The sequence below is a fragment of the Actinosynnema sp. NPDC037264 genome, from assembly GCF_055603705.1.
This window is the reverse complement of the sequence record NZ_JBVJVK010000014.1, coordinates 26,177-49,257: the sequence shown is the minus strand read 5'-3', so window position 1 is coordinate 49,257 and position 23,081 is coordinate 26,177. Positions and strand designations below refer to the sequence as shown.

Genomic DNA, 23,081 nt, shown 5'->3' with positions numbered 1-23,081 from the left:
GCCGTTCCGGGGCGGAACGCGTGCGGGAACACGCGTCGCTGCTTGCCGGGCGCGGTGCCGGTGCCCGACAAGCGGCGACGAGCGGTGGCGTCACAGGCAGACGCTGCCTCGACTGCTCATGGTGAGCACGTTGCACGCCATGAGGTCGTCCTCCGGCGCCACCTCAGCTTGCAAGGACAGGACTTCCTCCATGCTGATCACTCCTTCCACCCGTGTCCCCTCGACGTGGTGCCGGGGGAGTCTGGAGGGCGTCGAGCAGGAGTCGCAGGGCGACCAGGACGCCGGCTCCGCCCGACCACAGGTCGGTGGAGATCCGCTGACCTGGCTCGCCGAGCCAGCCTGCTCCGCTCCCGTGCGGCACCGCGTGCCTGAACAGGCCGCGGGCGCTGGACAGCGCGGCGTCCACGAGGTCGGGCCGGTCGAGCCGCCTGCCGGCGTCGGCCAGCGTCGTCACGAGGCCCGCCAGCCCCGGGAACAGGCCGGGGAACACCGTGAAGCGGGCCGTGCACGCGTCCAGGCACCGCGACAGCACCTCGGTGGCGGTCAGGTCGACGTCGACGGGCACGTCGAACTCCGCGTCCGGCCGGTGCGCGAGGAAGCGGGAGAGGACCCAGGCGTAACCCGCGCTGCCCGCGAACAGGTAGGGGTAGACGCGCCGGTCGTTGCGGGCGACGCGGAAGCCCACGCCACCGCCCGGCAGGGGCACGGCGTAGGCGAGTTCCTCGCCCAGCAGCCGCATGCCGCGCGCGAACAGCCGATCGTCCCCGGTGGCGCGGTGCAGGTGGTACAGCGCGAGCGCCACACCCGCCCGCCCGCTGACCAGTCCGGAGCGGGTGGACGCACCCAGGCGGGCGGTCAGCTCGTCACCGTCCGGCACGCGTTCGAGCAGCCCCGAGGCCAAGTCCAGCCAACGCTGTCCACCGGTGCGCCGGTGATGGGCCAGCAAGCCGAGCGCGGTGCCCGCCGCGCCGCCGCCCAACGTGCCGGAGGTGTGGTTGAGGCGATGTGCGGCTGCCTCGTCGAGCAGCTTCTCGGCCGCGTCACCCTCGCCGAGTTCGGCCAGCACGCCCGCGATGCCCGCACTGCCGTGGAGCAGGCCGGGTGCGGTGGTCTCGGCTGACGCCAACGATTCGTCGCGCAGCCTCCGGACGATCGCCGGGTCGATCGCGCGACCCGCGCGGTGCAGCGCGTGCACCACGCCCGCGGTGCCCGCGGCCAACGCCCGGGTGTTCGTCTGGTGCCCGAGCGGGACGGTGGGGTAGACCCGTGCCGGGTGGTCCGGCTGCGCCATCTCCTCGATGGCGTCGGCGGTTCGCTCGGCCAGGTCGTGCAGCGCGGCGATCGGGTCCGCCCGAACGGCGGCCGGGGTGGGCAGGCGGGTGTCCTCGCCGCGTTCGTGGCAGTGCGTGGCCCACCGCCACAACCGCGGCTCGACGGGAGCTGCCTCGGCCAGGTCCGCGTGCAGGTGGTCGAGCGCGGCCGGGTGGCGTTCGGCCACTTCGTGCAGCGGGAACACCAGGAGCAGCGCCAGCGCCGACAACCCGTACCGGTCGAGTTCCGCCGGGTCGTGCTCGGCCACGGCCCGCGGGTCCGGGTGCAGGTAGCCCGGTGTGCCCATGTACCGCCGCACGCGGTCGACGGGCTGCACCGCCTCGAAGTCGACCAGCCGGACGCGGTCCTCGTCGTCGACGAGGACGTTGGTGGGGCTGAGGTCGATGAACACGAAACCCAGGTCGTGCAACGCGCGCAGCTGCGCGTCGAGCTGGTCGAGGAGCCCGAGGCAGCGCTCGTGGTACCCGGCGTACGCCGCCGCGTCCGCGTCGTCGAGCACCGCGGGGTTGTTCGTCACCATCCACCGGTACAGCGACCCGCCCGGGATGAACTCGGAGACGAGGTAGCTGTGCTCCCAGTGGTGGAACAGCTCCACCGGTCGCGGGCACACGCCGGGTGCGCGGGCGTGGACCTCGCGCAACACCAGATATTCCTCGGCCAACCGGGTCTTCGCGTCGACGCCGTCCGCGGTGTAACCGTTGTGCGCTCTGGCTTCCTTGACGAACACGGTGGCGCCGTCGCCGGTGCGGAACCGGTAGGCGCCACCGGCGTTGCTGTGCCGCAGCACGGAGTCGAACGTGTAGCCGTGCATGGTGACCGGTCCGGCGGCACGCGCGGGCGTGGTCTCGCGGAACGGGTCGGAGACGCCGTGCGGCAGGCGAAAGGCGGGCCCGCGCTCGTCGTCCGTGACCTGCCCGTCCGGACGGGTCATGGTCGGCACGTGGTTGCCGTCCGCGTCGACCCTGCTGCGGCCGCGGAACGCGCCATACCGGTAGGACACGCACGTGCTGTCGCCGAATCGCCGGTCCGTGAGCACGAACGGCCCGTCGACACCGGCCAGGTCCGCCGACAGGCGCCTCATCAGCAGCAGCGCGCGCTCTTCGGTGGGCGGGTACAGGGTGCAGAACTTGCCGCTCTGCGGCCTGGCGGCGTGCTTGTCGTGCGCGATGAGGAAGGTGCGCTCGCCCGCGAGGTGCTTGAACGGCACCCCGAGTTCGACGCACGCCGATGACACGATCGCCAGCACGGACCGCGCGTTGCGCAGGGAGCTGGACACGTGCACCTTCCAGCCCTGGTCGGGCAGGACGAGCCCGGGTGGTCCCCAGTGGGTCCACGCGCCGTCGTGCAGCCGCGTCCACCCCTCGGGCGCGTGCGCGGGGGAATAGCGCACGCCGGGATCGATGGTGTCCCACGGTTCGTAATAATCCGGATCCGCGATCAGGAAAGACATGTCCACGGCCATTTCGTGCCCCTGTCTGCGGACGGTAGGACACTCGCGCGAAAAAACAAGGATCGCAACCGGCCCCGGCAACGTCAAGGAACGATTCTCGCGGTATGCGAAGACGTACCGGGTGGTCGAACGCGGTGGTAGCAACGGTGCAACGCGGTTCCGGCGTCGGGCGCAACCGCGCCCGAACCGGCTCGGGTGTTCGACCGGACGACAACCGGCTGACGGGGGACTCGGCCGGCTGCGCCGTCTTGGGGCGGCGCAGCCGGTCGTCATGCCGTGCCGGTCGGAGTCACGGTGGACGGCAGCCGCCACCGTGAGCGCGCCTCTTGCGCTCGTACCTCCGCTACCTGCATTGACGATGATTTCGGCGGGCGCAGGATCGCCGGGCCGCCGCGGTTTCGCAATACCGAACGAAGCCCATTGCTTCGGACCTCCGCGCGGGTGGCATCCGCCGGAGTTATCCCTGGTCCGTACGCCAGCGGAATTGCTCTGCCGGGGTGCATGACGAGTCTTGGCGGGGCATGTATAAATTCCGGGGAAGCATCCACCGCCCTGGTGGAACGGTGGTTGTCGGACCCGGGATAAGGCTGGCTCCAGTCTCGTTTTACCGCCGAAAAGTGCGGTCTTGAACCCCTCGCCGGACTCTGTTCGTCGCATGGATTTGATTTCGTGATCGCGGAAGACGGGAGAACGACGGATGTCGGTGGTCGGTACCAGCGTGCGCGGACACCGGGACTTCCGGCTGTTCTGGCTCGGTGGCGCGGCCGCCCTGCTCGGCTCGCACGCCTCGGCGCTGGTGCTGCCCGTGCTGGTCCTGCTGCTCGGCGGCTCGCCGGTGACGGCGGGTGTGCTGGGCACGGTGGTCGGTCTGGCCGAGGTGCTGGTCTCCCCGGTGGCGGGCGTCTACGCGGACCGCGTGCCGCGCCGGCCGATGATGGTGGTCTCCGCCCTGGTCGCGGCCTGCGCGGCGACGGTGATCGCGCTCGTGGTGCTCACGGGCCGGGCGTCGTTGCCGGTGCTGTTCGCCGCCGCGGTCGTCGAGGGCGTGGCCACCGCCTGCTACGCGGCGGCCGCGTCGGGCGCCATCCGCGCGATCCTCCCGAAGGACGACCCGGAGGGCGCGCTCGGCGCCCTGCAGGCCAGGGAGAAGGCCGCCAAGCTCGCGGGACCGGGCATCGGCGGTGGCCTGTACCAGTTCGCGCCGTGGGCGCCCTTCCTCGTCCACGCCTTCTCCTACGCGGTCACCGCCCTGTGCGCGGGCCTGCTCAGCTCGGAGCTGCGACCGGCGCGGACCGAGGACCGCAAGTCCTTCTTCCTGCGGGACTTCGCCGACGGCGTGCGGTTCCTGTGGGCCGAGCCGTTCCTGCGGTTCATGGTCACGTGGGCCGGGGGCGTCAACCTGGTGCTGGGCGCGCTGTACTTCCACGTCATCCTCGTCGCGCGCCTGCACGGCGCGTCCGCCGCGACCATCGGCCTGCTGCTCACCGCGGCCGGGGTGGCGGGCCTGTGCGGGGCGCTGGTCGCGCCCTTCTTCCTGCGCCGCTTCGCCCCGACCCGGCTGGTCCTGGTCGTTTCGTGGCTGGTCGTCCTCGTCGCGTTCGGGTTCACCACCACCCCGCCACCGGTGGTGATGGGCGTCCTGCTGGCCGCGGTGTCGGCCCTCACCCCCGCGCTGAGCATCGCGTTCCAGAGCAAGGCGATCACCAGCACCCCGGACGGGATGCAGGGCCGGGTCGGGACCGCGCTGGGCGTCGTCGGGGAGGGCACCGGCGCGGTGGCGCCCCTGGTGGCGGGCGTGCTCGTCGCCGCGCTCGCCCCGGCCTTCGTCGCCGCGGTGCTCGGGGCGGCGCTGGTCGCGATCGCGCTCTACACGACCGCGACCGTGCGATCCCTGGCGGCGTCGTCCGCGGCCGACCGCACCCCCGAGCCGGTTGAGGAGTGACCGCCGTGAAGATCGACGTCCAGGTGTTCTTCCCGGAGGTGCCCGCCTTCGCCGAGTTCGCGCCCGACCGCGCCGTCCACACCGGCGACGCGGACGGCCGGTGCGAGGTGTTCGCCTGGTCCGCCGCGGGCGGGCGTCAGGTCACCGACCGACCGCAGGGCACCGTCGGCTGCGCGATCGACCCGACCGGCGCTCACGTGTGGTGGTTCGACGACGACCTCACCGGGGTCGGCCGCTGGCGGATCACCCCGTTCGGCGGCGGCGACTCCGAGGACGCCGGGTTGCCGCCCGGGCGCGCGGCCGGGCTCGCCATGTCCGCGGACGGCACCGCCGCGGTCGGCGTCGGCCACGACGGCCTCTCGGTCTACCGGAGGAGCCCGGACGGCCGGGTGGACCACGTCGGCGACTTCGACGGCCACACCACGCTCGTCGACCTGTCCCACTCCGGCCGCTTCGCCGTGCTCGCCCGCGACGCCGAGGACCCGGTGCCGGCGGTGGTGCTGGACCTGGCCACCGGCGAACGGCTGCCGCTGCGGTTGCCGGGACGAGCCCTGTGGGTCTCGGGGTTCGCCCCGGTCGAAGGCCCGGCACGGCTGCTGCTGACCACCTCTGACGACACCGCGTACCGCCTGGCCGAGTGGACCCCGGACGGCGGCGTCCGTGAGCTGCGGTGGTTCGACTCCGACACCGAGATCGCGCCGACCTGGTACCCCGACGGGCGGCGGGTCCTGGTGCGCCGGGACCGGCACGCCCGGTCCGAACTGCGCGAGCTCGACCTGGAGCGGCGGGCCGACGCGCCCGTGCCGACGCCGCGCGGCAGCATCCTGGCCGCCCAGGTGCAGCCCGACGGCGACCTGCACTACGTGTGGACCGACGCGACGCACCCGCCGCACCTGCGCACCGCCTCGGGACGGTGGTCGCTCGGCCCGCGGAACGCGACCGTGGCGGGCGTGACGAGCGAGGTGTGGGTCGACACCCCGGCCGGACCCGTGCACACGCTGCTCACCGCGCCGGACTCGCCCGGACCGCACCCCACCGTGTTCCTGCTGCACGGTGGCCCGCACGCCGCCGCCCGCGACGCCTACGACGGCCTGGTCTCGGTCTTCACGGGCATCGGCTGCACCGTGGCCAGGCCGAACTACCGCGGCTCGACGGGCTACGGCCCGGCCTGGCGCAACGACTTCTCCGACGGGCCCGGCCACACGCAGCTGTTCGACCTCGCCGCCGTGCGCGAGCACCTGGTCGCCGCGGGCGTGGCCGACGAGGACCGCACGGCGGTGGTGGGCACGTCGTGGGGCGGCTACCTCGCCCTGCTCGCCGCGGGTGTCCAGCCGGAGCTGTGGCACGCGGTCGCGGCGGTCAACCCGATCGCGGACTACGTCGCCGCCTACCGGGGCGCGACTCCCGCCGTGCGGGCCCTCGACCGGCGCATCTTCGGCGGGGACCCCGACCAGCGGCCCGCCGCGTACGCCGCGGCGTCCCCGATGTCCCACGTCGCCTCCGTGCGGGCGCCGGTGCTGGTCCTGGCCGCCACCGAGGACGACCGCTGCCCGCCGGACCAGGTCGCCGCTTACGTCGCGGCGCTGGAGGCGCACGGCGTCGAGCACGAGCTCCAGTGGACCCCGTCCGGCCACGAGGGCCGGACCGACGCGGTCCACCGCCAGATCATCGGCTCCGTCGTGAGCTTCGTCGCGACGGCACTCGGGGGGCGGGAGATCTCCGCCCCCGCGAAGACGGGATGAACGAGGGCCCCGGCACCGGGCCGGACCCGTGCGCCCCGACCACCGGAGGGAGGTGACCACATGCGCAAGCGCGTCATCAAGAACGACCCGATCAGCGGCAACCGCGACCAGAGCCGCGGTGTCGAGGTGAGCGTGTCCGTCAAGGTCAGCTTCTGACGGCACGCCACCGGAGGTGGCAGAGGCGGGCGGTACCCGATCGCCCGCCTCCCACCCCTACCGGATCCGGACACCACAGACGCGAGCACGACGAAAGCGAGCCGCAGTGCGAATCGTTCTGGTCAACATGCCGTGGGCACTGATAGACGTGCCCTCGCTGGCGCTGGGCATCCTGAGCACGGCGGTGCGCCGCGAGGTCCCCGGTACCTCGGTCGAGGTCGTGCACGCCAACCTGGACTACGTGGACTGGATCGCCGAGCGCAGGTCGTTCACCGTCCGCGACTACTACTTCTACTCGCTCGACACCTACTTCCAGGGCGTCGGCGACTGGGTGTTCACCTCGGCGCTCTACGACGACCCGCACTGGCGTGAGGACGAGCTGGCCGAGCTGGTGCCGATGCCGGACGAGCAGCGCGCGATGTCCTTGGAGCTGCACGAGACCGCGCCCGAGTTCGTCGCGCAGACCGCTCGGCGCATCGCCGAGCGCAACCCGGACCTGGTCGGGTTCACGTCCACCTTCCAGCAGAACGTGCCCGCGCTGGCGGTGGCCAAGGAGCTCAAGCGGATCCTGCCGCACGTCCGCGTGGCCATGGGCGGGGCGAACTGCGACGGCGTGCAGGGCGAGGCGATCCACCGCAACTTCCCGTTCGTCGACTACGTGCTGCGCGGTGAGGGCGAGGTCTCCTTCCCCGCCCTGGTCCGGGCGATGCGCGCCGGCGACCCGCCGACCGCGGTGCCCGGCCTGTGCTGGCGGGACGACGACGGCGCGGCGGTGGTCAACCCCATGGTGACCACACCGCTGGCGCCCGCGCAGATCGTGGCGCCGGAGTACGACGGCTACTTCGAGCGCCTCGACGAGTCGGTGGTGCGCGACTGGCTGGACCCGAAGCTGGTCGTGGAAGGCGCTCGCGGCTGCTGGTGGGGCGAGAAGCACCACTGCACGTTCTGCGGGCTCAACGGGTCGTTCATGCAGTTCCGCAGCAAGAGCCCGGACGTCTTCTGGGACGAGATCGTCGAGCTGGTGCGCAAGCACCAGGTGCTGGACATGTTCGTCGTGGACAACATCCTGGACATGAACTACGTGCGCACCCTGCTGCCCGCGATCATCGAGTCCGGGTACGACCTGCGCATGCAGTACGAGATCAAGTCGAACATGAACCGCGGCCAGCTCGCCACGCTCGCCGCGGCCGGGTTGGTCAACGTGCAACCCGGCGTCGAGAACCTGAACAGCCGGGTCCTCAAGATCATGGACAAGGGCGTGACGGGCTGCCACAACGTGCGGATGCTGCGCGACGCGGCGTCGGAGGGCCTGTCCATCGCGTGGAACTACCTCTACGGCTTCCCGGGCGAGACCGAGGACGACTACCTGCCGGTGATCGAGCAGATGCCCGCCCTGCACCACCTGCCGCCGGTGGAGGGCGTCGCGCGGATCGTCATCGAGCGGTTCAGCCCGTACTTCAACCGCCCGGAGCTCGGGTTCGCCGACCTGGGGCCCGGCACGCAGTACGCGATGAACTACGACCTCCCGCGGACCGAGCTGATGGACCTGGCCTACCTGTTCACCTCCGACTCGCTCGGCGTGGGCGAAGACGTCGGGGACCGGCTGCGCGACGCCGCCGAGCGGTGGCAGCGCGAGTTCCCCACCAGCAGGCTCAGCCACACCGACCTGGGCGACCGGATCCTGCTCGTCAGCCGCCGCGCGGACTTCGACTGGACCAGCCGGTGGCTGGACGACCCGTGGGAGGTCGCGCTGTTCCGGCTGCTCGACCAACCGCACGCGCCGGGCGCGCTGTCGCGCAAGCTCGCCGCGGCGGGGCTGGACGCCGACCCTGGTCGGATCGCCGACGCCCTGGCGGAGTGGCTGCGGCTCGGGGTGCTGTTCACCGAGTGCGACACCTACGTGCACGTGGCGCCGATCGCCCGCAACCAGGACCTGATGAAACTGCCCCGGCCCGACGCCGAACCGGAGCACACCCGGCCCGACATCGAGGAGGTGCCCGCGTGACCACCGCCGTCGAGGCATTCGACCACCGCCCCGCCCCGGTCCCGCTGCTGCTCTGGCGCGACCACGACGACGCCGTCCTGCACCTGCCGGAGTTGGCGATGGGGGAGCAGCCCGCGTCGGGCGACCCGCAGGCCACGGCCGCGGACCTGTACGCCAGGGGCGTCCGCAAGGTCTCCGTCGGCAGCCCGGTGGACCTCTCCGGCGGGATGGACGCCAGGACCCTGGTGTGGCTCATGGTCTTCCTGCGTGAGCTGACCAGTTGGAGCGTCGCCTACGACTGGACCATGATCTCCGGCCGGAACCAGGACGTCTGGGCCCGCCTGAACCACTTCCACCCGCCGCGCGCCCTGCCGGACCACCCCGACGCCGACGCGGTCCTGGAGCAGTGGCGGAGCACGTACTACCTGTGCAAGTGCATCCACCGGCACGGTCCGGGCTTCCTGGAGGTCAGGGACCGCCGGGCGGGTGACCTGTCGCGCTTCGTCATCGACGATCCCGAGTACCTCGCCGCGGTGGAAACCCTGATGCCGGGCGCGCGGTCGGACTCGATCCCCCCGGACGTCCTGGCCCACCTCATCGACGAAGGGCTCGTCGGCACCGTGGACGCCTTCGCCTGGTGGCTGCCCTACCGCGTCCGCCGCTGGCCCTGGCCGTCGATGATCGTCTGACCCCGCCGCCGTGGCCCCGGTCTCCGCCCGCATCGGTTCCACTCGACCGGGTGAACTGTCGGACCAGTGCGACGAGGACGCCCGTCCTCCGCACTGAGCCGAGAAGGCACTCCGCCCGTCGGTTGCCTGCGGCGCGGCCCGGCGCCACAGTGCCGCGATCTCGGTGAGCGGCAGGGCGGCGGTCAGCCGATCACCGAGTCCGAGGGCGATCACAGCGACCTGCAGACCCGAACCGCGGCTGTCGATAAGGTGTCGACGCATGGGGTTCGACATCGCGGCGGCGGTGGAGCGGGCGGCGGTCGATCGGGACGGCGCCTGGCGGTTCGTGCGTGAGTACGCTGAGCATTTCGTGACGCCGCTGGGCGTCGACGACGGGTGCGCCGTCGACGAGGCCGAGGAACGGCTCGGTGTGCGGCTGCCCGCAGCGGTGCGGGAGGCGTACACGCTGTTCGGCCGGCGAACCGACCTGACCAGCAACCAGGACGAGCTGCTCAGACCGGACGAGCTGAAGGTGTGGGACGGCGTGCTCGTGCACCGGGTGGAGAACCAGGCGTGCGCGTACTGGGGCGTGGCGCTGTCCGGGGACGACCCGCCGGTGTTCGTGCGACCGGATCTCGCCGACAAGCGCGTGGAGATGTGGGAGCCGTTCGTCGACCGGTTCTCGCTGGCGTGCGTGGAGATGGTGCTGGCCGAGTCGCTGCTCCTCGAAGACGGGTTGACCGACTGCCGTGAGCTGGAGGGCGAGGAGGAGCGGCTGCGGGTCGAGCGCGTGTTCGCGGCGTTGGCCGTGCCGGAGGTGGGTGATTCGCGCTGGTACGCGAACCACGACGCGGTGGTCCGCGTCATCGGGAGCGGGTTTCTGGTGGTGCGCGGCCGGACTTCGGGCGCGTTGGCAGCCGTCTTGGCGGCGTTCCCCGGCGAATGGCTGTTGTCCTAGGGAACGAGGCGTTGGGCTTCTGCGTGGACAGTGCGCCGTCCAAGCACAGGGGGCGGCGGCTCACACCCCGGTGAGGAAGAACGATCCCCAGTAGTACGGATGCGCGTACGGCCGGGTCCCGGCCCAGAGCCGGTGCCCGAGCCGACCCAGACCGGGAGGCACCGCGACCAGGTCGGGGAACTCGTCGGCGAAGTCCGCGTTGGTGCTGTCGCGCAGCCAGTTCCGGGCCACCTGCAAGGCCGCGGCCGGCTCCGTGCACTCGGACCGCCAGCAGGCGTGGAACTTCGCCATGAGCAGGGTCGTCGCCCGGTCGGGAACGGCCCACTGCGACGCGACCACCCCGGCGAATCCCGTCTGGAGCAGCCCGGTCGCCAGGCTCAGGAACTCGTCGGGCAGGTCCGTGCCCGCGAGCCCGGTCTCGCACGCCGACAGGATCGCGAGGCGCGACCGCACGGTGCGGAGCTGGAGCAGGTCCTCCAGGGTGAGGATCCCGTCGCTCATGAGCAGCCCGCCGCGCAACGGCTCGGCCCCGCCGGAACGGCCGTGGCAGACGAAGTGCGCCACGTCGCACGCCGTCAAGGCCGACAGGACGGCCGACCGGGTCGCCGCGCCGCCCGCAAGCCTGGTGGCCTCGGCGAATCGGCCCACGACCCGGTTCACCTCGGCGGTCGCGGAGGGCAGGTCCGAGTCCGGGGACTCGACCGCGAGGACGGACTCCGTCCGCGTCTGCGACCGGGTTCGCGCCGCCCACCGGCGCATGCCGTCGGACACCGCGTAGGTGATGAGCGCCTCGTCGCCCGCGTGGCGGCGACCGCCGGGACGGTCGGTGCCGGGCGTCCACGCCGCGTGCAGCGGCAGGGAGGCGAGCGCCCCGTCGGGGATCAGGCACAGTTCCCGCACCGGCTCCAGGACCTCCAGCAGCGGGCCCATGACGGCCGTCCACGACCAGGAGCAGGCCGCGTCGAGCCGGTCGAACCAGCGCCGCCGGTCCTCGTGCCGGGCGTCGTACGCCGACCGCAGCTCCGCCACGGTCGTCGCCAGGACGGCGTCGCGCAGGTCGGGCAGCCACACCGCCGACACGCTCCCGTTCCGGGCGATCAGCGCCACCCCGCCGAGGTCGGCGGCCACGAGGTACACCACGGCGTCGTCGGCGCCGGTGACCGGCAGGGCATCGGGCACGCGGAGGAAGCCCTCCTGGCCCGGCAGCGCCCTGATCCGGTCGATGACCGACGTGAGCTTCCGACCCGCGGCATCGCGCAGCCGCGCGAACGCCTCCGCGCCCTGCCGTGCGGCCAGGTCCGCCTGTTCCACCTGCCGCACGGCGGCGGCCGCTTCCTCGTACTCGGCGACGAGCGCGTCGTGCCCTGCCGCGGCGAGCGCGGCCAGGTCGGCGAAGTCGCGCTCCAGGTTCTCCGAGAGCGCCATCGCCCGCCCGCGGTCCAGCACGAGCACCGCGGCCCGCAGATCGCCGTGACGAGCCAGCGCGTACGCGGCGTCGGACGGCAGGTTCCCGGCCTCGCGCAGCCAGACTTCGCGTTCCCACCGACCCGGCATGGTGCGGTAGAGCCGGTCGCGCAGTCCTAACGCGTGCTGGTAGATGGTGATCGCCAGTGGCGGGTCGCCCGCCCGCATCGCCACCCCGGCGAAGGTGTCGCTCATGGTCAGCACGATCGCCGCGGGCAGGTCCGCGAGGTCGTCGACCACCTCCCGGACGAGCCCGACCGCGCGTTCCAGATCGGCGGGGCTGCCGGTCAGCAGCGAACGACTGCCCAGCGCTCGCACGAGGTTGTGCAGGGTGTTGACCCGGGACGGTTCGTCGGGACCGAAGCCCTCCAGTCCGAACTCCAGCGCCCGCACGGACTCGTCGAGGGCGGCGGGGTCGGCGCTCGCCTCGTAGAACGTCGACAGCAGCCACCCGTAGTTCGACACCGCCACGGCGTAGCGCGGCGACTCCGGCGGAAGGCGGTCCAGCGCTGCTTTGATCGCCGTCAGGGCCTCCATCAGGATTTCGGTGTCGTGGTCCCGCTGCGCCTTGGCCTCCAAGGCGACGGCGAGATTCATGTGGATGACGGCGAGGTCGGCGCTGTCGGCGGGGGCGAACTCGGCTGCGCCGCGCAGGGCCTCGATCGCCCGATCCAGCAAACCCGGGTCACCGGTGCTCCGGTAGAGCTCGTTGAGCGTGGCGCCCACGTTGCCCAGCGCGCTCTCGTAGCCGAATCCGGTCTTCCGCGGTGTGTGCTCCAGCGCCGCTTCCTGCATCTCAAGGGCGCGGAACGCGGCGCCGAGGTCGCCGGTCAGGCGATAGCGCGCCATGAGAGCGGAGCCGAGGTTGACGCGGGAGAGGTAGTCGGACGAGGTCCGGTCCTTCGCCGCGGCGGCAACGGACGTCTCGAACAGGGCGATCGCGTCGTCCAGGTCGGTGACGTCGCCCGCGGCGTGGTAGCGGTCCAGCAGCACCGCGCCGAGGTTCGACCGGTGTCCGAGGAGGTCCTCGGAGTCCGCCGGGGTGAGTTCGAAGGCTCGCCGGGACGAGTCCACGGCCCGGTCGAGGTACTCCGGCTCGCCCGTCTGCTCGTGAAGGAGCGCTTCGACGGCGCCGAGGTTGCTGAGAACCGAGGGCAGTGCCGGATCGTCGTCGTCCAGCGCTGTCGCGGCCTGTTCCATGGCCCACACGGCCTCGTGGACGGTCCGGACGTCGCCGCTCACGTAGAAGAGCGTCCGCAGCAGGACCGCCATGTCGTTGGCCGCCACGCAGTGGACGCGACTGCCCGGCTCGGCCAAGTCCATGGCCAACCGGTAGTGCTGGACGGCCGACACCGCGTCCTCGACCACGTCGGTGAGCGAGTAGATCGCGGCCAGCGTGCCGGCCAGCTCGCCCGCGACCTCCGCCGCGTCCGCGGTCTGGGCGGCGTTGCGCCTCCTGCGGGTGCGGTGCCGTTCCAGCCGTGCGTGGAGGTCCTGGGCCCGTTCGGTCAGCTCGGTCAAGCGGTCCTGGTCGATCTGCGCGATCTGCCGCAGGACGTCCTCCCGCAGCGCCTCGTCCTCGAACGGCGGATCGTCGAGGTGGAACCCGTAGAACGCGTCCCGGACGTCGTCCAGGTTCCCGGTCAGCCGCCCTTTCTCCGCCGCGGTGTCCCTGAGCACGAACGCGTACGGTTCGCGGCGGGGCGGTCGGGTGAGCTCGCACAGCTCCTTGACGAGTCTGATCACCTCGTCGATGTCGTCGAGGTCCCCGTCCTCGCGGAACCGGTGGAACGTCGCCAGCGCGGCCTCGGCCAGCAGCGCCTCCCGCCTCAGCTCGGCCGAGGGCGTCGTCCCCTCGAGTTCCGCGCGCAGCCCCGCGACGATCTCGACCAGTCGCGCCAGCCCGTCGTCCTCCTGAGCCACCATGTCCCCTCCCTCTGACCGGATACCGGGTTCGCCCGCGTTGTTTCCTCCGGCACCGTGTCCGTTCAGCGGCCCCACAGCGCGAACGCCGCCCAGTGATAAGGATGGGTGTGGGGCCGTGCGGTGAGCCACAGGCGACGGGCAGCGGGCGGCATCCGGTCGTGGACATCGCGGAGCAGGTGCGGGAAGCGGTCGAGTTTGGTGGCGTTGTCGCTGTCGCGGACCCACTGTTGCGCTTCGCGCAGCGCCGCGGCCGGGTCCGGCAGGCTGTGCGGCCAGCTGTCGTAGAAGGCCGCCATGAGCAACGCGGTCGCCAAGTCGGGCACCGCCCACAACGAGCCGACCGCGCCGGTCACCCCGGTCTGGAGCGTCACCGCGGGCAGGCTGATGGCTTCCTCCACCAGGATGGTGCCGCCGATCCCCGTCTCGCACGCGGAGAAGACCGCGAGCCTGGCCCGCACCGCGCCGAGGCCCAGGATCTCGTGCAGCGTCAGCGTCCGGTTCCCGGCGAGCAGCAGCCCGCTCGACAGCGGGTCGGTCAACTGCGCCGACCCGTGGCACGCGAAGTGCAGGACCCCGTGCCGGCCGAGGTTCTCCAACACCGCCCGAGGAGTCGCCGACACCGAGTCGAGCCGCCGATGGCGGGGGAAGGCCGCACACGCCGCGTCGGCCTCGACCGACGCGAAGAGCAGGGGCGTCGCACGCGTCGAGGCGGGCTCGGTGACGACGAGCAGGCTGTCGGCGGGGCCGGGGTCCTCCCGCGCTCGGCGCAGGGTCGGGCTGTAGGTGATCAGCACCTGGTCGCCCGCGTAACGCCGACCGGATTCGCCGGGGCGCCAGGCGGCGTGCAGCGGGAGCAGGCCGAGCAGCCCGGTCGGGACCAACCGGATCCGCGGCGTCGAGTACAGCTCCGCCAGCAGCGGCCCCATCGTCGTGTCCCACGCCCACCGGGTGACGTCGTCGATCGCGCCCAGCCACGCGGCCGGGTCGGCGCCGCGATCGCGGTAGGCGTCGAGGTAGCCGTGCACCCGGTCGAGCAGGGCGTCGGAAACGAGGTCCGGCAGCCAGATCGCGAGAGGGTCGCGTTCGGCGGAAGCGACGAGTGCCAGACCACCGGCCGGTGTGGCGACGAGGAACCCGACCGGCTCGCCCAAGGCGTCCGTGTCGAGGTCCTCGGCCGGCAGCAGGAACCTCTCGTGGCCCGGGACCCGCCGGACTTCGGCCAGCACCTCGTCGAACTCGGCGCGGACTCGCTTGGCCTCGTGCTGGGTCAACCCGGGGTCCTCGGACAGGGGTGAGACGCGCAGCTGCCGGACGCGTGCCGCCGCGGCCCGGAACCGGTCGCGCAGTTCGCCGCCGAGGGAGCTCAGGTCGGCGTTGTCCCGTTCGAGCGTCTCCGACAACAGCCTGGCCCGGCCCTGTTCCAGGGTGAGCAGCGCTTCCTCGTGGCGGCCCAGCTTGGCCAGCGCGTAGGCGGCGCGGACGGGGAGCGCGCCGGTGTGGTTCAGCCGGACGAAGTGCGTGCGCGGGTGGAGCTGCGTGGCCGCCAGCAGCCGTGCCGCGACGATGGCCTTGCCGAACGCTTCGGCGGCGAGTTCCCAGTCCGCGTTCCGGGCCGCCCAGTCGCCCCACTGGACGGCGGTGCGCAGAGCGGCAGGGGGCATGGTCGACATGCCCCTGTCGTAGGCGAGGCGGAACCGGGCGGTGGCGGCGTCCCGATCCCCGCTCTCGGCGAACTGGTCGTGCCGCTGGGCCAACGCCCAGGCATGGCGGCCGAGGCTCAGGCTGTGGTTGATGGTGGAGTCACGGTCGTCCAGCTCCGCGGCTTCGCCGCTGAGAGCGACCGCGCGGTCGAAGTCGGCACGCGCACCGGTACCCACCCCTCGCAACACGAGAGCCGTGGCCAGTCCGATCAACACGGCCGGCCGATGGCCGGTGTCCGCCGACTCCAGGGCTTCCTCCAGGAGCGGTATCGCTCGGGCGAGCGACGAGGGGTCGTCGGCGTTCGTCGCTCGCAAGACCAGTGCGTGGCCGAGCATCTCCAGGAACGACGCGCGCATCGGGTGGTCCGCCGGGACGAGCGCGAGCGCCTGCGCGTGCAGCTCGATCGCGCGGTCGAGATCGGCGATGTCGGGGCTGAACTCGAACCGCTCGGTCAAGGTCACCGCGACGTTGCGCAGGTACCACGCATAGCTCGGGGATTCCCGCGGCGCCGAGTCGAGTGCCTGCTCGAACCGGTCGATGGCCAGTTCCAGGTCGGAGATGTCACCGGACACGACATAGCGGTTGAAACGCAGGCCACCCACCGTGTTGGCCGTGCTCGGACCCTCGTTCGCGAGGTGGGCGCCGTGCCGCAGCGCTTCGTCGAACCACTCGATCGCGGCGTCGATGTCGGCCGGCAGGCCGGTGCGCCGAGCCCGCGCGGCGAGACTGCGCGCGAGGCTCCGCTGGAACGCCGACGGCCCACCGGGCCCATGACGGTCGACGACCTCCCGCTGGAGAGCGACCGCCCGGTCGATGTCGGCACGGTCGCCTCCGGCCTCGAAACGCTCGCGCAGGCAGTTGCCGAGGATGTTCAGCGCGGTCGGGTAGTCGGGATGGCGCGGCGGCACCAACCTGATCGCGCCGTCCAGCAGCGCGATCGCGTCGTCCAGGTCGTCCGGCCGACGGTCGGTCGACGCGCGGACGCGGAGGGCGCCGGCGATCAAAAGCTGGTGGTAGAGCCGGTCCGTGCCGGCGGCCTCGGCCAGCGCCAGCGCCGCCTCGGCGGCCAGCAGCGACCGCTCGTTGGCGGCGCGCTCCTCGTCGCGCCTGCCGTACTGGCCCGCCCACTCCCGGTGCAGCCGCTCGGCTTGGGCGTAGTGGGCGACGGTGACGAACAGGTCGTCCGGTCCGGCCACCACCAAGGCGGACTCCAGGCATGCCAAGCCTTCGGCCAGCGCGTCACCGTCATAGGTGCGGTTGAACCGGTCCACCAAGCGCATCCCGTTGTCGTAGGCCTCTGCCCAGTCGATGTCCACCGGTGCGGGCGGGTTCCAACTCGTGCCCGAGCGGATCGCCCGCAGCCGTGCTGCCACGAGGTCGGGAGGTGCGCTCATGGGGAGGGTGCCTCGAACACGGGTTTCTCGGCGTCACTGCCGCGCCAGAGGTATGACGTCACCGCCTTGCCCGCGCCGTGCTCCTGCGCGGGGTTCTCGGGCCTGGGCCAGCGCAGGGCGGTGTACAGCTCGCCCCGGTGCAGGTCGAACGCCGCCTCGACCAGTTCCCCGTAGGCGGCTGCCCGGGGAACCGCCCACAGCCGGTACGCCACGACGGCGAACACCACGGCCGCGGGGAGCGCGACGGGTTGCCACGGTGTCCACACGACGAACAACGCCGCCCAACAACACGCTCCGATCGCGGTGTCCAAAGCGCCGCGCGCGGCGGTCAACTCCTGGCGCGCCGTGTCGGGCATGCACAACCACAGTCGCGGCCAGCAGATCACCGCGTCCAACCCGTACTTGTCGGTCGGTCGGGTCTCGGCGGCGCGCAGGACGTTGCCCAGCCGGGTCGGCATCAGCCTGGCCGGCTCCTGGAGGTCGGCTTCCGTCGGGAACCTCCTCAGCCAGAGCTCCAGCCGCGCCGTCCGGTCGACCGAGCGCCGCCGCGCCACGCCGCTCAGCGACTCGTCCTCCTTCAGCGCCTCGGCCCGTTGAAATCGCTCCTCGGCCCGACGGACGCGCCAAGCCGTCCACCTCACCAGCGGCCAGCGCAGCCAGAAGGGCCAGCCGTAGCCTTCCAACACCTGTGTCACCGGCAGCGTCACGCGAGCGACCAGGCTCGCCGAGCCCGCCACCACGACGAGCGCCCCGACCACCAGCGCGCCCTGCACGAGGGCGGGCCGCGCCGAGATCCAGGTGCTCACCGTCGTCACGGCGGCGCCGAACCCGAAGCGCCACGCCAGCGCGCCGAGCCCGAGCGCCCAGAACACCAGCGACCCCACCGCCGTCGACGACCAGCGATCGGCCAGCTTCGACCCGACGCCCTGCCAGAAGGCGGTGAGCATCACCGCTCCAGCGGGGTCTTGTGCGTCGGGCACGGCGGCACGCGAACGCCGACGGCCCGTCGGTAGAACACGTAGTCACCCTCCGGGCACCGGAACTTGTCCGGGGACGGCGCTTCGGGCACACCCGGCAGCCCCTGGAACGCCCGCTCGCGCAACTCCGCGACCTCGGGCGGGCAGCCGTGCTCGAGGAACCCGGCGGCCCACGCCTGGACCTCGGCGGACCGCGACAGCATCTCCGCCACTCGATCCGCCACCGCGTGCCCGCCCCGAGCCGACGCCAACAGCGCCGCCAACTCCGCGTCCAACTCGGCCGCGGTGGGCTGCCCGACCAGTTCGGACAGGTACGGTCGCACGGCGCGGGCCGCGTCGAGCAGCACCTCGTCCTCGTCCGGGGAACTCATGGGTGCGAAGGTAGTGACAATCGCCCCTTCGTGGGCCCGAATCCACTCGGACAGGTGCCTGCGTGCTCCCTTGAGCAAGTCGCCGGCCACCACGACCTACGACTGGATCCACCACCTGTCGAGGTCGGATTGTCCCCGAACGGCGGGGGCCGAATTCGAATGACCGCCGGCCCGGCATTCGGCTCTGGCGACCGGCCTCGCACGGACGCCGCCGGACCCCGGCACGGCGGAACGCGCGCGGACGCTGGGACGATGGACTTCTCGGGGAGGTGGGTGATCTGTGCGGTCACGGGGCTCGGCATTGCTCGCGGTAGGGCTGGTCACGCTGGTGCTGGTGTGGTCGACGTGGTGGCTGCTCGACAGGACCGCGCCCGACGACGGAGCAGGAATCGCCAACGTGCTCGCGCTCGGCCCGGGGATCGTGGGTGCGGTCGCCGGCGTCGTGGCGCTGCGTCGCGGTTCCACCAGCCGTCAGGACATCGCCGGGCACGCCCTTCGGTTGCTCACCGCGGTCGGGACCGGCGAGGCCAGGCAGCTGGGACGTCTGTTGGGCGACACCGGCGCCGCCAGGCCGGCGAACGTGGAGTTCGGCCAGGTGGAAGCGGCGCTGGTGCGCTGGCGGGGTGACGGTGGCGGCCGTACCGGCTCCGCGGCCACCATTTCCTCTTACTACCGCGAACTGGACCGGGGACGACTGGTCCTCCTCGGCGAAGCGGGGTCGGGCAAGACCGTCCTCGCGCTGACCCTGCTGCTGGACCTCGTCGCGGTGGCGCAAGCCGCGCTCCACTCCGCTGACACCACTCGCGTCCGGGTGCCCGTCAGGATGAGCGTGTCCGGTTTCGCCCACTCCGCCGACGCCGACCCGGCTGCGGTGCGCCGTCGCCTCGACGAGTGGATGGCGGAGCAGTTGACGGCGACGTACGGAGTCCCTTCCACCGTGGCGAAGGCGCTGGTCGTCGAGGGGTGGCTGCTGCCCATCCTCGACGGGATCGACGAGATGGATCCCGATGAAGGCCCTCCTACCAGGGCGCGCCTGCTGCTCGCCGCGCTGAACCTGCCCACGGGTCCGGCGCCGCCTCCTGTCCTTCTCACCTGCCGAACGGCCCGGTACCACGCGTTGGCCGATCAGGAGCCGCTCGAGGATGCCACCGCGGTGGTGATCCGACCGCTGGACGCCGAAAACGTCATCGGGTGGCTGCGCCACCGCTTTCCCCGTTCAGGACAGCCGGACGGGGTCGAACGGCGGTGGCAACCGATCGTGCGACGCCTGCGCCGTCATCCCCAGGGCCGCCTCGCGCGTTGCCTGAGCAATCCGCTGCGCCTCTACCTCGCCGTCACGGTGTACCAAGATCGGGACAGCACCCCGGCTGACTTGAACCGCCTGGACGGCGAAGCGTTGGAGGCTCATCTGCTCGACCGGCTCGTGCCCGCGGTAACCGCGCACCACCAGCGTTCGAGCAGGCGGCACTACCGAACGGACGAGGTCATCCGCCGGCTGCACGCGCTGACTCGGCACTTGGCGCGGACGGCCGCACAAGGCGGTTCCGCTACGGACTTCCACGTCCACGAGCTGTGGCGCTCGACCCCGGACACCACGGTCGCGCGGGCGAAGTTCGCGGGCGCATCCTTGGCCGCCGGGCTTTGCGTGCCCGCGGTCGGGTGGTTCCTGTCGGGTCAGACCTTCCGATCACCGATGACCTACTCGAACTGGGCCGACCTCGCGTCCAGTCTCATCGCCCTGATCGGCGTGCTCTGGTGGAGCGCCGCGTCGGCGGGTGATCCGCCCACGCGGATCTCCTTCCGTCGCTTCCGCGTACCCCTGTCGAAATTCCTCGTGTTCGGGTTGACCTTTTCAACTTTCTACGCCGTAGCGTCCCTGTTCCAGGGTGTGGCCGAAGGTGGGCTCGCCGACGTGACAGGAAGACTCGCCGAGACCCTCGACGCAGGCGTGGTCCTCATCCCGGCTTTGCTGACGGCCGCCGTCGCATTCGGCGCCCACCAGGCACAAGAGGTCCTCAGTCGTCCCAGCGACGCGATGCGCATGGCGCTGTATCGCGACCTGTACCTGTTCCTCGTCCTCGTCACCGGTTTGTCCCTGGCCATGCGGGAGGCATCCGGCATCGCGGTGGTGGTGGCCACCTGCGTGGTCACCGCCAGTTCACCTTGGCCGCGGTACCTGCTCGCATTGCGCGCATACCACCGGGAAGGCCTGCTGCCGTGGAGGCTCGGCCACTTCCTCGACTGGGCTCACGCGGCCGGCATCCTGCGGCTGACGGGCACCGCTGTGCAATTCCGCCACCGCGACTTGCAACGCCATCTCGCGTCCCCGCACGACCCGTCGTGACACCAACTGCTCGGGGCCTGCTCAAGCCGGTAGTCAACCGCTCCTTCCGGGCCGCTCCACGAGCTCCGGGTTCGGGTGGGCTGCCTGGTACGCGGCCTGGAAGCCCAGGGCGTGCCACGTGTCGACGTGGCCGGCGAGACGTCGCTGGTGATCACGCCACTCGGTGACCCGCCTGGTCCACGCCTTCTCCGCGGTTCCCGCGAGCCGCGGCAACAGCAGGAACGCCAGGTCGTCGAACGAGTCGACCGCCTGGGTGGCGTTGTCGAACGGCACGACGCTCGGTCCGCCGGCGATGTGGTCGGACTACATGTGTCCTGGCGCCGAGGTGTGCGCGATGGCGGATGTGAACGGTGACAACCGGAGTGACGCGGTCGCCTTCACCAAGGGCACGACCAACGACGTCTGGGTCGCACTGTCGAACGGCGCCGCGTTCGGTACGCCGCTGAAGTGGTCCGAGTACATGTGCCCTGGCAACGAGGTGTGCGCGGTCGGCGACACCAACGGCGACGGCCGGCACGACACCGCGGCCTTCATCAAGAGCACCCAGGCGGAGCCTGACGCGCACGACATCTGGGTCACGCTCAGCTGAGCCCGGCCCTTGGTCGGCGGCGCTGCGGGAACGCCGCCGGCCAAGGACCTCGGCAACCGGGAGCTGGTCATCACCAGGGCAGGGCCGGCCGTCGGTGACGGTTCGGTACGGCCAGGGGAGGATTGAGGACTCCGGGCTACGCGGGAAGCTCACCTGCGGTTCGACGCCGATGACAGGACCCCGAGCACTCGGACCAATGCGCGCGAGGCGACGGCCGGAGTGCTCGGGGTCCTCACGTGAGCGCGTGATATGGGGTCGTGCTCAGTTTGGCCACCGGGGGGACGGCCCGTCGAGCACGGTTGGTCGGGGACCGGTGCCCACTGCCGCGGTCAGACTCGGGTCCAGCGCTGGTTGGCACCGTCGTGGCAGGTCCACACGATCACCGGCGTGTTGTTCGCGGTGCCGTTGTTGTCCACGTCGAGGCACAGCCCGTTTCGCACGTTGCTGATCGTGCCGTTGCTGTTCAGGTTCCATTGCTGGTTCGTGCCACCGTTGCAGTCCCACAGCTGGGTTCGCGTGCCGGCGGTGGCGTTGGTCGGCGTTTCCAGGCACTTGCCGAGCAGTTGGAGGGTGTTACCGGTGCGCGTGAACTGCTGGTTGGCCGCACCGTGGCAGTTCCAGATCACCGGTTGGGTGCCGTTGGCGGTGGAGCTCTGGGGCGCGTCGACACATCGGTTGGCCGACGCGCTGCGCAGCGCGAAGGTCGTGGGTGGCGTGGTGGTGCCGCCGCCGCTCACCCGGAACACGGCCGTGCCGTGGGCGGCGACGCTCGCCGAGATCGCACCCGTGGTCGTGGAGGTCGCCCCCGTCCAGAGGTCGCGCAGGGTGAAGGAGCTCCCGGTCTTGCCGATGGTGCTCGCGGTCGTCGAGATGGTCGTGGTGGTGCTGCCCTGGTTCAGCATGGCCACCGCCACGTCGCCGTTGGCCAACCGCTTGGCGAGCACGCGCCGGGTGCCGTCGAACGACACCTGGACGCCCTGCAGGCCGAGGGAGTCCTGGTTGACCGCGATCAGGTCGCTGTTGTTGAGGATGCTCAGCGTGGCCGCGGACGCGTTGCGGACGTCGTTGCCGGCGATCAGCGGTGAGGCCATGATCGCCCACATGGCGAAGTGGCTGCGCTGCTCGGTCTCGGTCATGCCGCCGTTGCCGACCTCCATCATGTCGGGGTCGTTGAAGCCACCGGGCCGGGCGTAGGAGGCCAGCGGGACGGTCCAGTCGATGATGTTCTTGACGCCCATGAACGAGTTGCCGTCGCTGCCGGTGTCCCACCGGTTGGTGATGTCCTCGGTGGTGCGCCACATGTTCGCGACGTCGCCCCAGTTGCGCAGCGGGCCGGTCTTGGCGTGGATGCTGTTGGGGTTGATGCTGTAGACGATCGGCCGGCCGGTGGCGGCCAGGGCGTCCCGCATCTTCGCGAAGTCCCTCACCTGGTCGTCGATCGTGCCCTGCGGCGAGCACCAGTCGTACTTGAGGAAGTCCACGCCCCACGCGGCGAACTGGCGCGCGTCCTGCACCTCGTGGCCCTTGCTCCCGGTGGCACCGGGGAAGGCGTTGAAGTACTGCGCGCACGTCTCGGCCGCCGGCACCTGGTAGAGGCCGAACTTCAGGCCCTTGCCGTGCAGGTAGTCCCCGAGCGCCTTCATCCCGCTGGGGAAGCGGGTGGGGTGCGCGCGGAGGTTGCCCTGGGCGTCGCGGTTGGGGTCGAACCAGCAGTCGTCCACGACCACGTACTGGTAACCCCGTGCGGCCATCCCGTTGGCGACCATGGCGTCGGCGGTCTGCCTGATCAGCTGCTCGTTGATGTCGCAGCCGAACGTGTTCCACGTGTTCCAGCCCATCGGCGGCGTGCGGGCCACGCCGTTCTCCAGGGCCTGGGCCGGAGCGGCAGCGGTGGTCGTCACGGCGGCCGCGCCCGCGACCACCAGGGCGGCGGCTGCCAACAGCGCGGCGAACCGCCCGCGGCGGGGGGGGGGGGGGGGGGGGGGGGGGAGGGGGGGGGGGGGGGGGGGTGGTTTGTTTTGTTGTTCGGTGGGGTGTCTGGGCTTGGGTGGGGGGGGAGATGGGGGGCGAGGTAGACACCAAA

The 23,081-nt window shown here is 71.8% G+C and carries 14 protein-coding genes; 7 read left to right on the top strand and 7 right to left on the bottom strand.

The features are described 5' to 3' along the window. Positions 1 to 163 precede the first annotated feature (163 nt). Positions 164 to 2,782, bottom strand: a complete 2,619-nt coding sequence (lanKC, locus tag ACZ7GX_RS17905) for a class III lanthionine synthetase LanKC (RefSeq protein ID WP_498778196.1) — start codon at positions 2,780 to 2,782, stop codon at positions 164 to 166. A gap of 697 nt (positions 2,783 to 3,479) precedes the next feature. On the opposite strand from lanKC, the gene ACZ7GX_RS17900 reads away from it, so the two are divergent. The 5 genes from ACZ7GX_RS17900 (at position 3,480) to ACZ7GX_RS17880 (ending at position 10,232) form a co-directional block, all read left to right on the top strand. Beyond that, a complete protein-coding gene (locus ACZ7GX_RS17900; protein ID WP_498777953.1) occupies positions 3,480 to 4,724 on the top strand; it encodes an MFS transporter in 1,245 nt (414 codons plus the stop codon). 5 nt (positions 4,725 to 4,729) lie between these two features. Beyond that, positions 4,730 to 6,466, top strand: a complete 1,737-nt coding sequence (locus tag ACZ7GX_RS17895) for a S9 family peptidase (RefSeq protein ID WP_498777951.1) — start codon at positions 4,730 to 4,732, stop codon at positions 6,464 to 6,466. Positions 6,467 to 6,728: 262 nt separating this feature from the next. Then, positions 6,729 to 8,627, top strand: a complete 1,899-nt coding sequence (locus ACZ7GX_RS17890; RefSeq protein WP_498777949.1) for a RiPP maturation radical SAM C-methyltransferase — start codon at positions 6,729 to 6,731, stop codon at positions 8,625 to 8,627. Beyond that, positions 8,624 to 9,295 carry a DUF5825 family protein gene (locus tag ACZ7GX_RS17885; protein ID WP_498777947.1) on the top strand — a complete coding sequence of 224 codons (672 nt, stop codon included), beginning with the start codon at positions 8,624 to 8,626 and terminating at the stop codon, positions 9,293 to 9,295. The genes ACZ7GX_RS17890 and ACZ7GX_RS17885 overlap by 4 nt, the downstream gene beginning before the upstream one ends. A gap of 259 nt (positions 9,296 to 9,554) precedes the next feature. Beyond that, positions 9,555 to 10,232 (top strand): hypothetical protein, encoded by a 678-nt coding sequence (locus ACZ7GX_RS17880; protein WP_498777945.1) that lies wholly within the window; start codon positions 9,555 to 9,557, stop codon positions 10,230 to 10,232. Between the two features lie 60 nt (positions 10,233 to 10,292). Here ACZ7GX_RS17880 and ACZ7GX_RS17875 read toward each other — a convergent pair whose 3' ends face one another. The 4 genes from ACZ7GX_RS17875 to ACZ7GX_RS17860 form a co-directional block, all read right to left on the bottom strand. Continuing rightward, positions 10,293 to 13,622 (bottom strand): CHAT domain-containing protein, encoded by a 3,330-nt coding sequence (locus ACZ7GX_RS17875; RefSeq protein ID WP_498777943.1) that lies wholly within the window; start codon positions 13,620 to 13,622, stop codon positions 10,293 to 10,295. A gap of 62 nt (positions 13,623 to 13,684) precedes the next feature. Then, a complete protein-coding gene (locus tag ACZ7GX_RS17870; RefSeq protein ID WP_498777941.1) occupies positions 13,685 to 16,717 on the bottom strand; it encodes a CHAT domain-containing protein in 3,033 nt (1,010 codons plus the stop codon). Then, a complete protein-coding gene (locus ACZ7GX_RS17865) occupies positions 16,714 to 17,664 on the bottom strand; it encodes a hypothetical protein (RefSeq protein ID WP_498777939.1) in 951 nt (316 codons plus the stop codon). The genes ACZ7GX_RS17870 and ACZ7GX_RS17865 overlap by 4 nt, the downstream gene beginning before the upstream one ends. After that, the gene (locus ACZ7GX_RS17860) at positions 17,664 to 18,065 is read right to left on the bottom strand and encodes a hypothetical protein (protein WP_498777937.1); all 402 of its coding nucleotides are present in this window, start codon (positions 18,063 to 18,065) and stop codon (positions 17,664 to 17,666) included. The genes ACZ7GX_RS17865 and ACZ7GX_RS17860 overlap by 1 nt, the downstream gene beginning before the upstream one ends. 280 nt (positions 18,066 to 18,345) lie before the next feature. Between ACZ7GX_RS17860 and ACZ7GX_RS17855 the strand changes: the two genes are divergently transcribed. Further along, positions 18,346 to 20,409 carry an NACHT domain-containing protein gene (locus tag ACZ7GX_RS17855; RefSeq protein WP_498777935.1) on the top strand — a complete coding sequence of 688 codons (2,064 nt, stop codon included), beginning with the start codon at positions 18,346 to 18,348 and terminating at the stop codon, positions 20,407 to 20,409. A gap of 33 nt (positions 20,410 to 20,442) precedes the next feature. Here ACZ7GX_RS17855 and ACZ7GX_RS17850 read toward each other — a convergent pair whose 3' ends face one another. Beyond that, on the bottom strand, positions 20,443 to 20,682 hold the full coding sequence (locus ACZ7GX_RS17850) for a hypothetical protein (RefSeq protein WP_498777933.1): 240 nt from the start codon (positions 20,680 to 20,682) through the stop codon (positions 20,443 to 20,445). Positions 20,683 to 20,743: 61 nt separating this feature from the next. Here ACZ7GX_RS17850 and ACZ7GX_RS17845 point away from each other — a divergent pair, with 61 nt between their 5' ends. Beyond that, a complete protein-coding gene (locus ACZ7GX_RS17845; RefSeq protein ID WP_498777931.1) occupies positions 20,744 to 20,998 on the top strand; it encodes a hypothetical protein in 255 nt (84 codons plus the stop codon). A gap of 329 nt (positions 20,999 to 21,327) precedes the next feature. On the opposite strand, the gene ACZ7GX_RS17840 is transcribed toward ACZ7GX_RS17845, so the two are convergent. Further along, positions 21,328 to 22,938: a glycoside hydrolase family 27 protein gene (locus ACZ7GX_RS17840; RefSeq protein WP_498777929.1), complete on the bottom strand. Its 1,611-nt coding sequence runs from the start codon at positions 22,936 to 22,938 to the stop codon at positions 21,328 to 21,330. Between the last annotated feature and the right edge of the window lie 143 nt (positions 22,939 to 23,081).

Excerpts from the sequence above, each read along its gene's own strand:
- lanKC (WP_498778196.1), bottom strand. The coding sequence starts at position 2,782 with ATGTCTTTCCTGATCGCGGATCCGGATTATTACGAACCGTGGGACACC.
- ACZ7GX_RS17900 (WP_498777953.1), top strand. The coding sequence starts at position 3,480 with ATGTCGGTGGTCGGTACCAGCGTGCGCGGACACCGGGACTTCCGGCTG.
- ACZ7GX_RS17880 (WP_498777945.1), top strand. The coding sequence starts at position 9,555 with ATGGGGTTCGACATCGCGGCGGCGGTGGAGCGGGCGGCGGTCGATCGG.
- ACZ7GX_RS17875 (WP_498777943.1), bottom strand. The coding sequence starts at position 13,622 with ATGGTGGCTCAGGAGGACGACGGGCTGGCGCGACTGGTCGAGATCGTC.
- ACZ7GX_RS17870 (WP_498777941.1), bottom strand. The coding sequence starts at position 16,717 with ATGAGCGCACCTCCCGACCTCGTGGCAGCACGGCTGCGGGCGATCCGC.
- ACZ7GX_RS17865 (WP_498777939.1), bottom strand. The coding sequence starts at position 17,664 with ATGCTCACCGCCTTCTGGCAGGGCGTCGGGTCGAAGCTGGCCGATCGC.
- ACZ7GX_RS17860 (WP_498777937.1), bottom strand. The coding sequence starts at position 18,065 with ATGAGTTCCCCGGACGAGGACGAGGTGCTGCTCGACGCGGCCCGCGCC.
- ACZ7GX_RS17845 (WP_498777931.1), top strand. The coding sequence starts at position 20,744 with ATGGCGGATGTGAACGGTGACAACCGGAGTGACGCGGTCGCCTTCACC.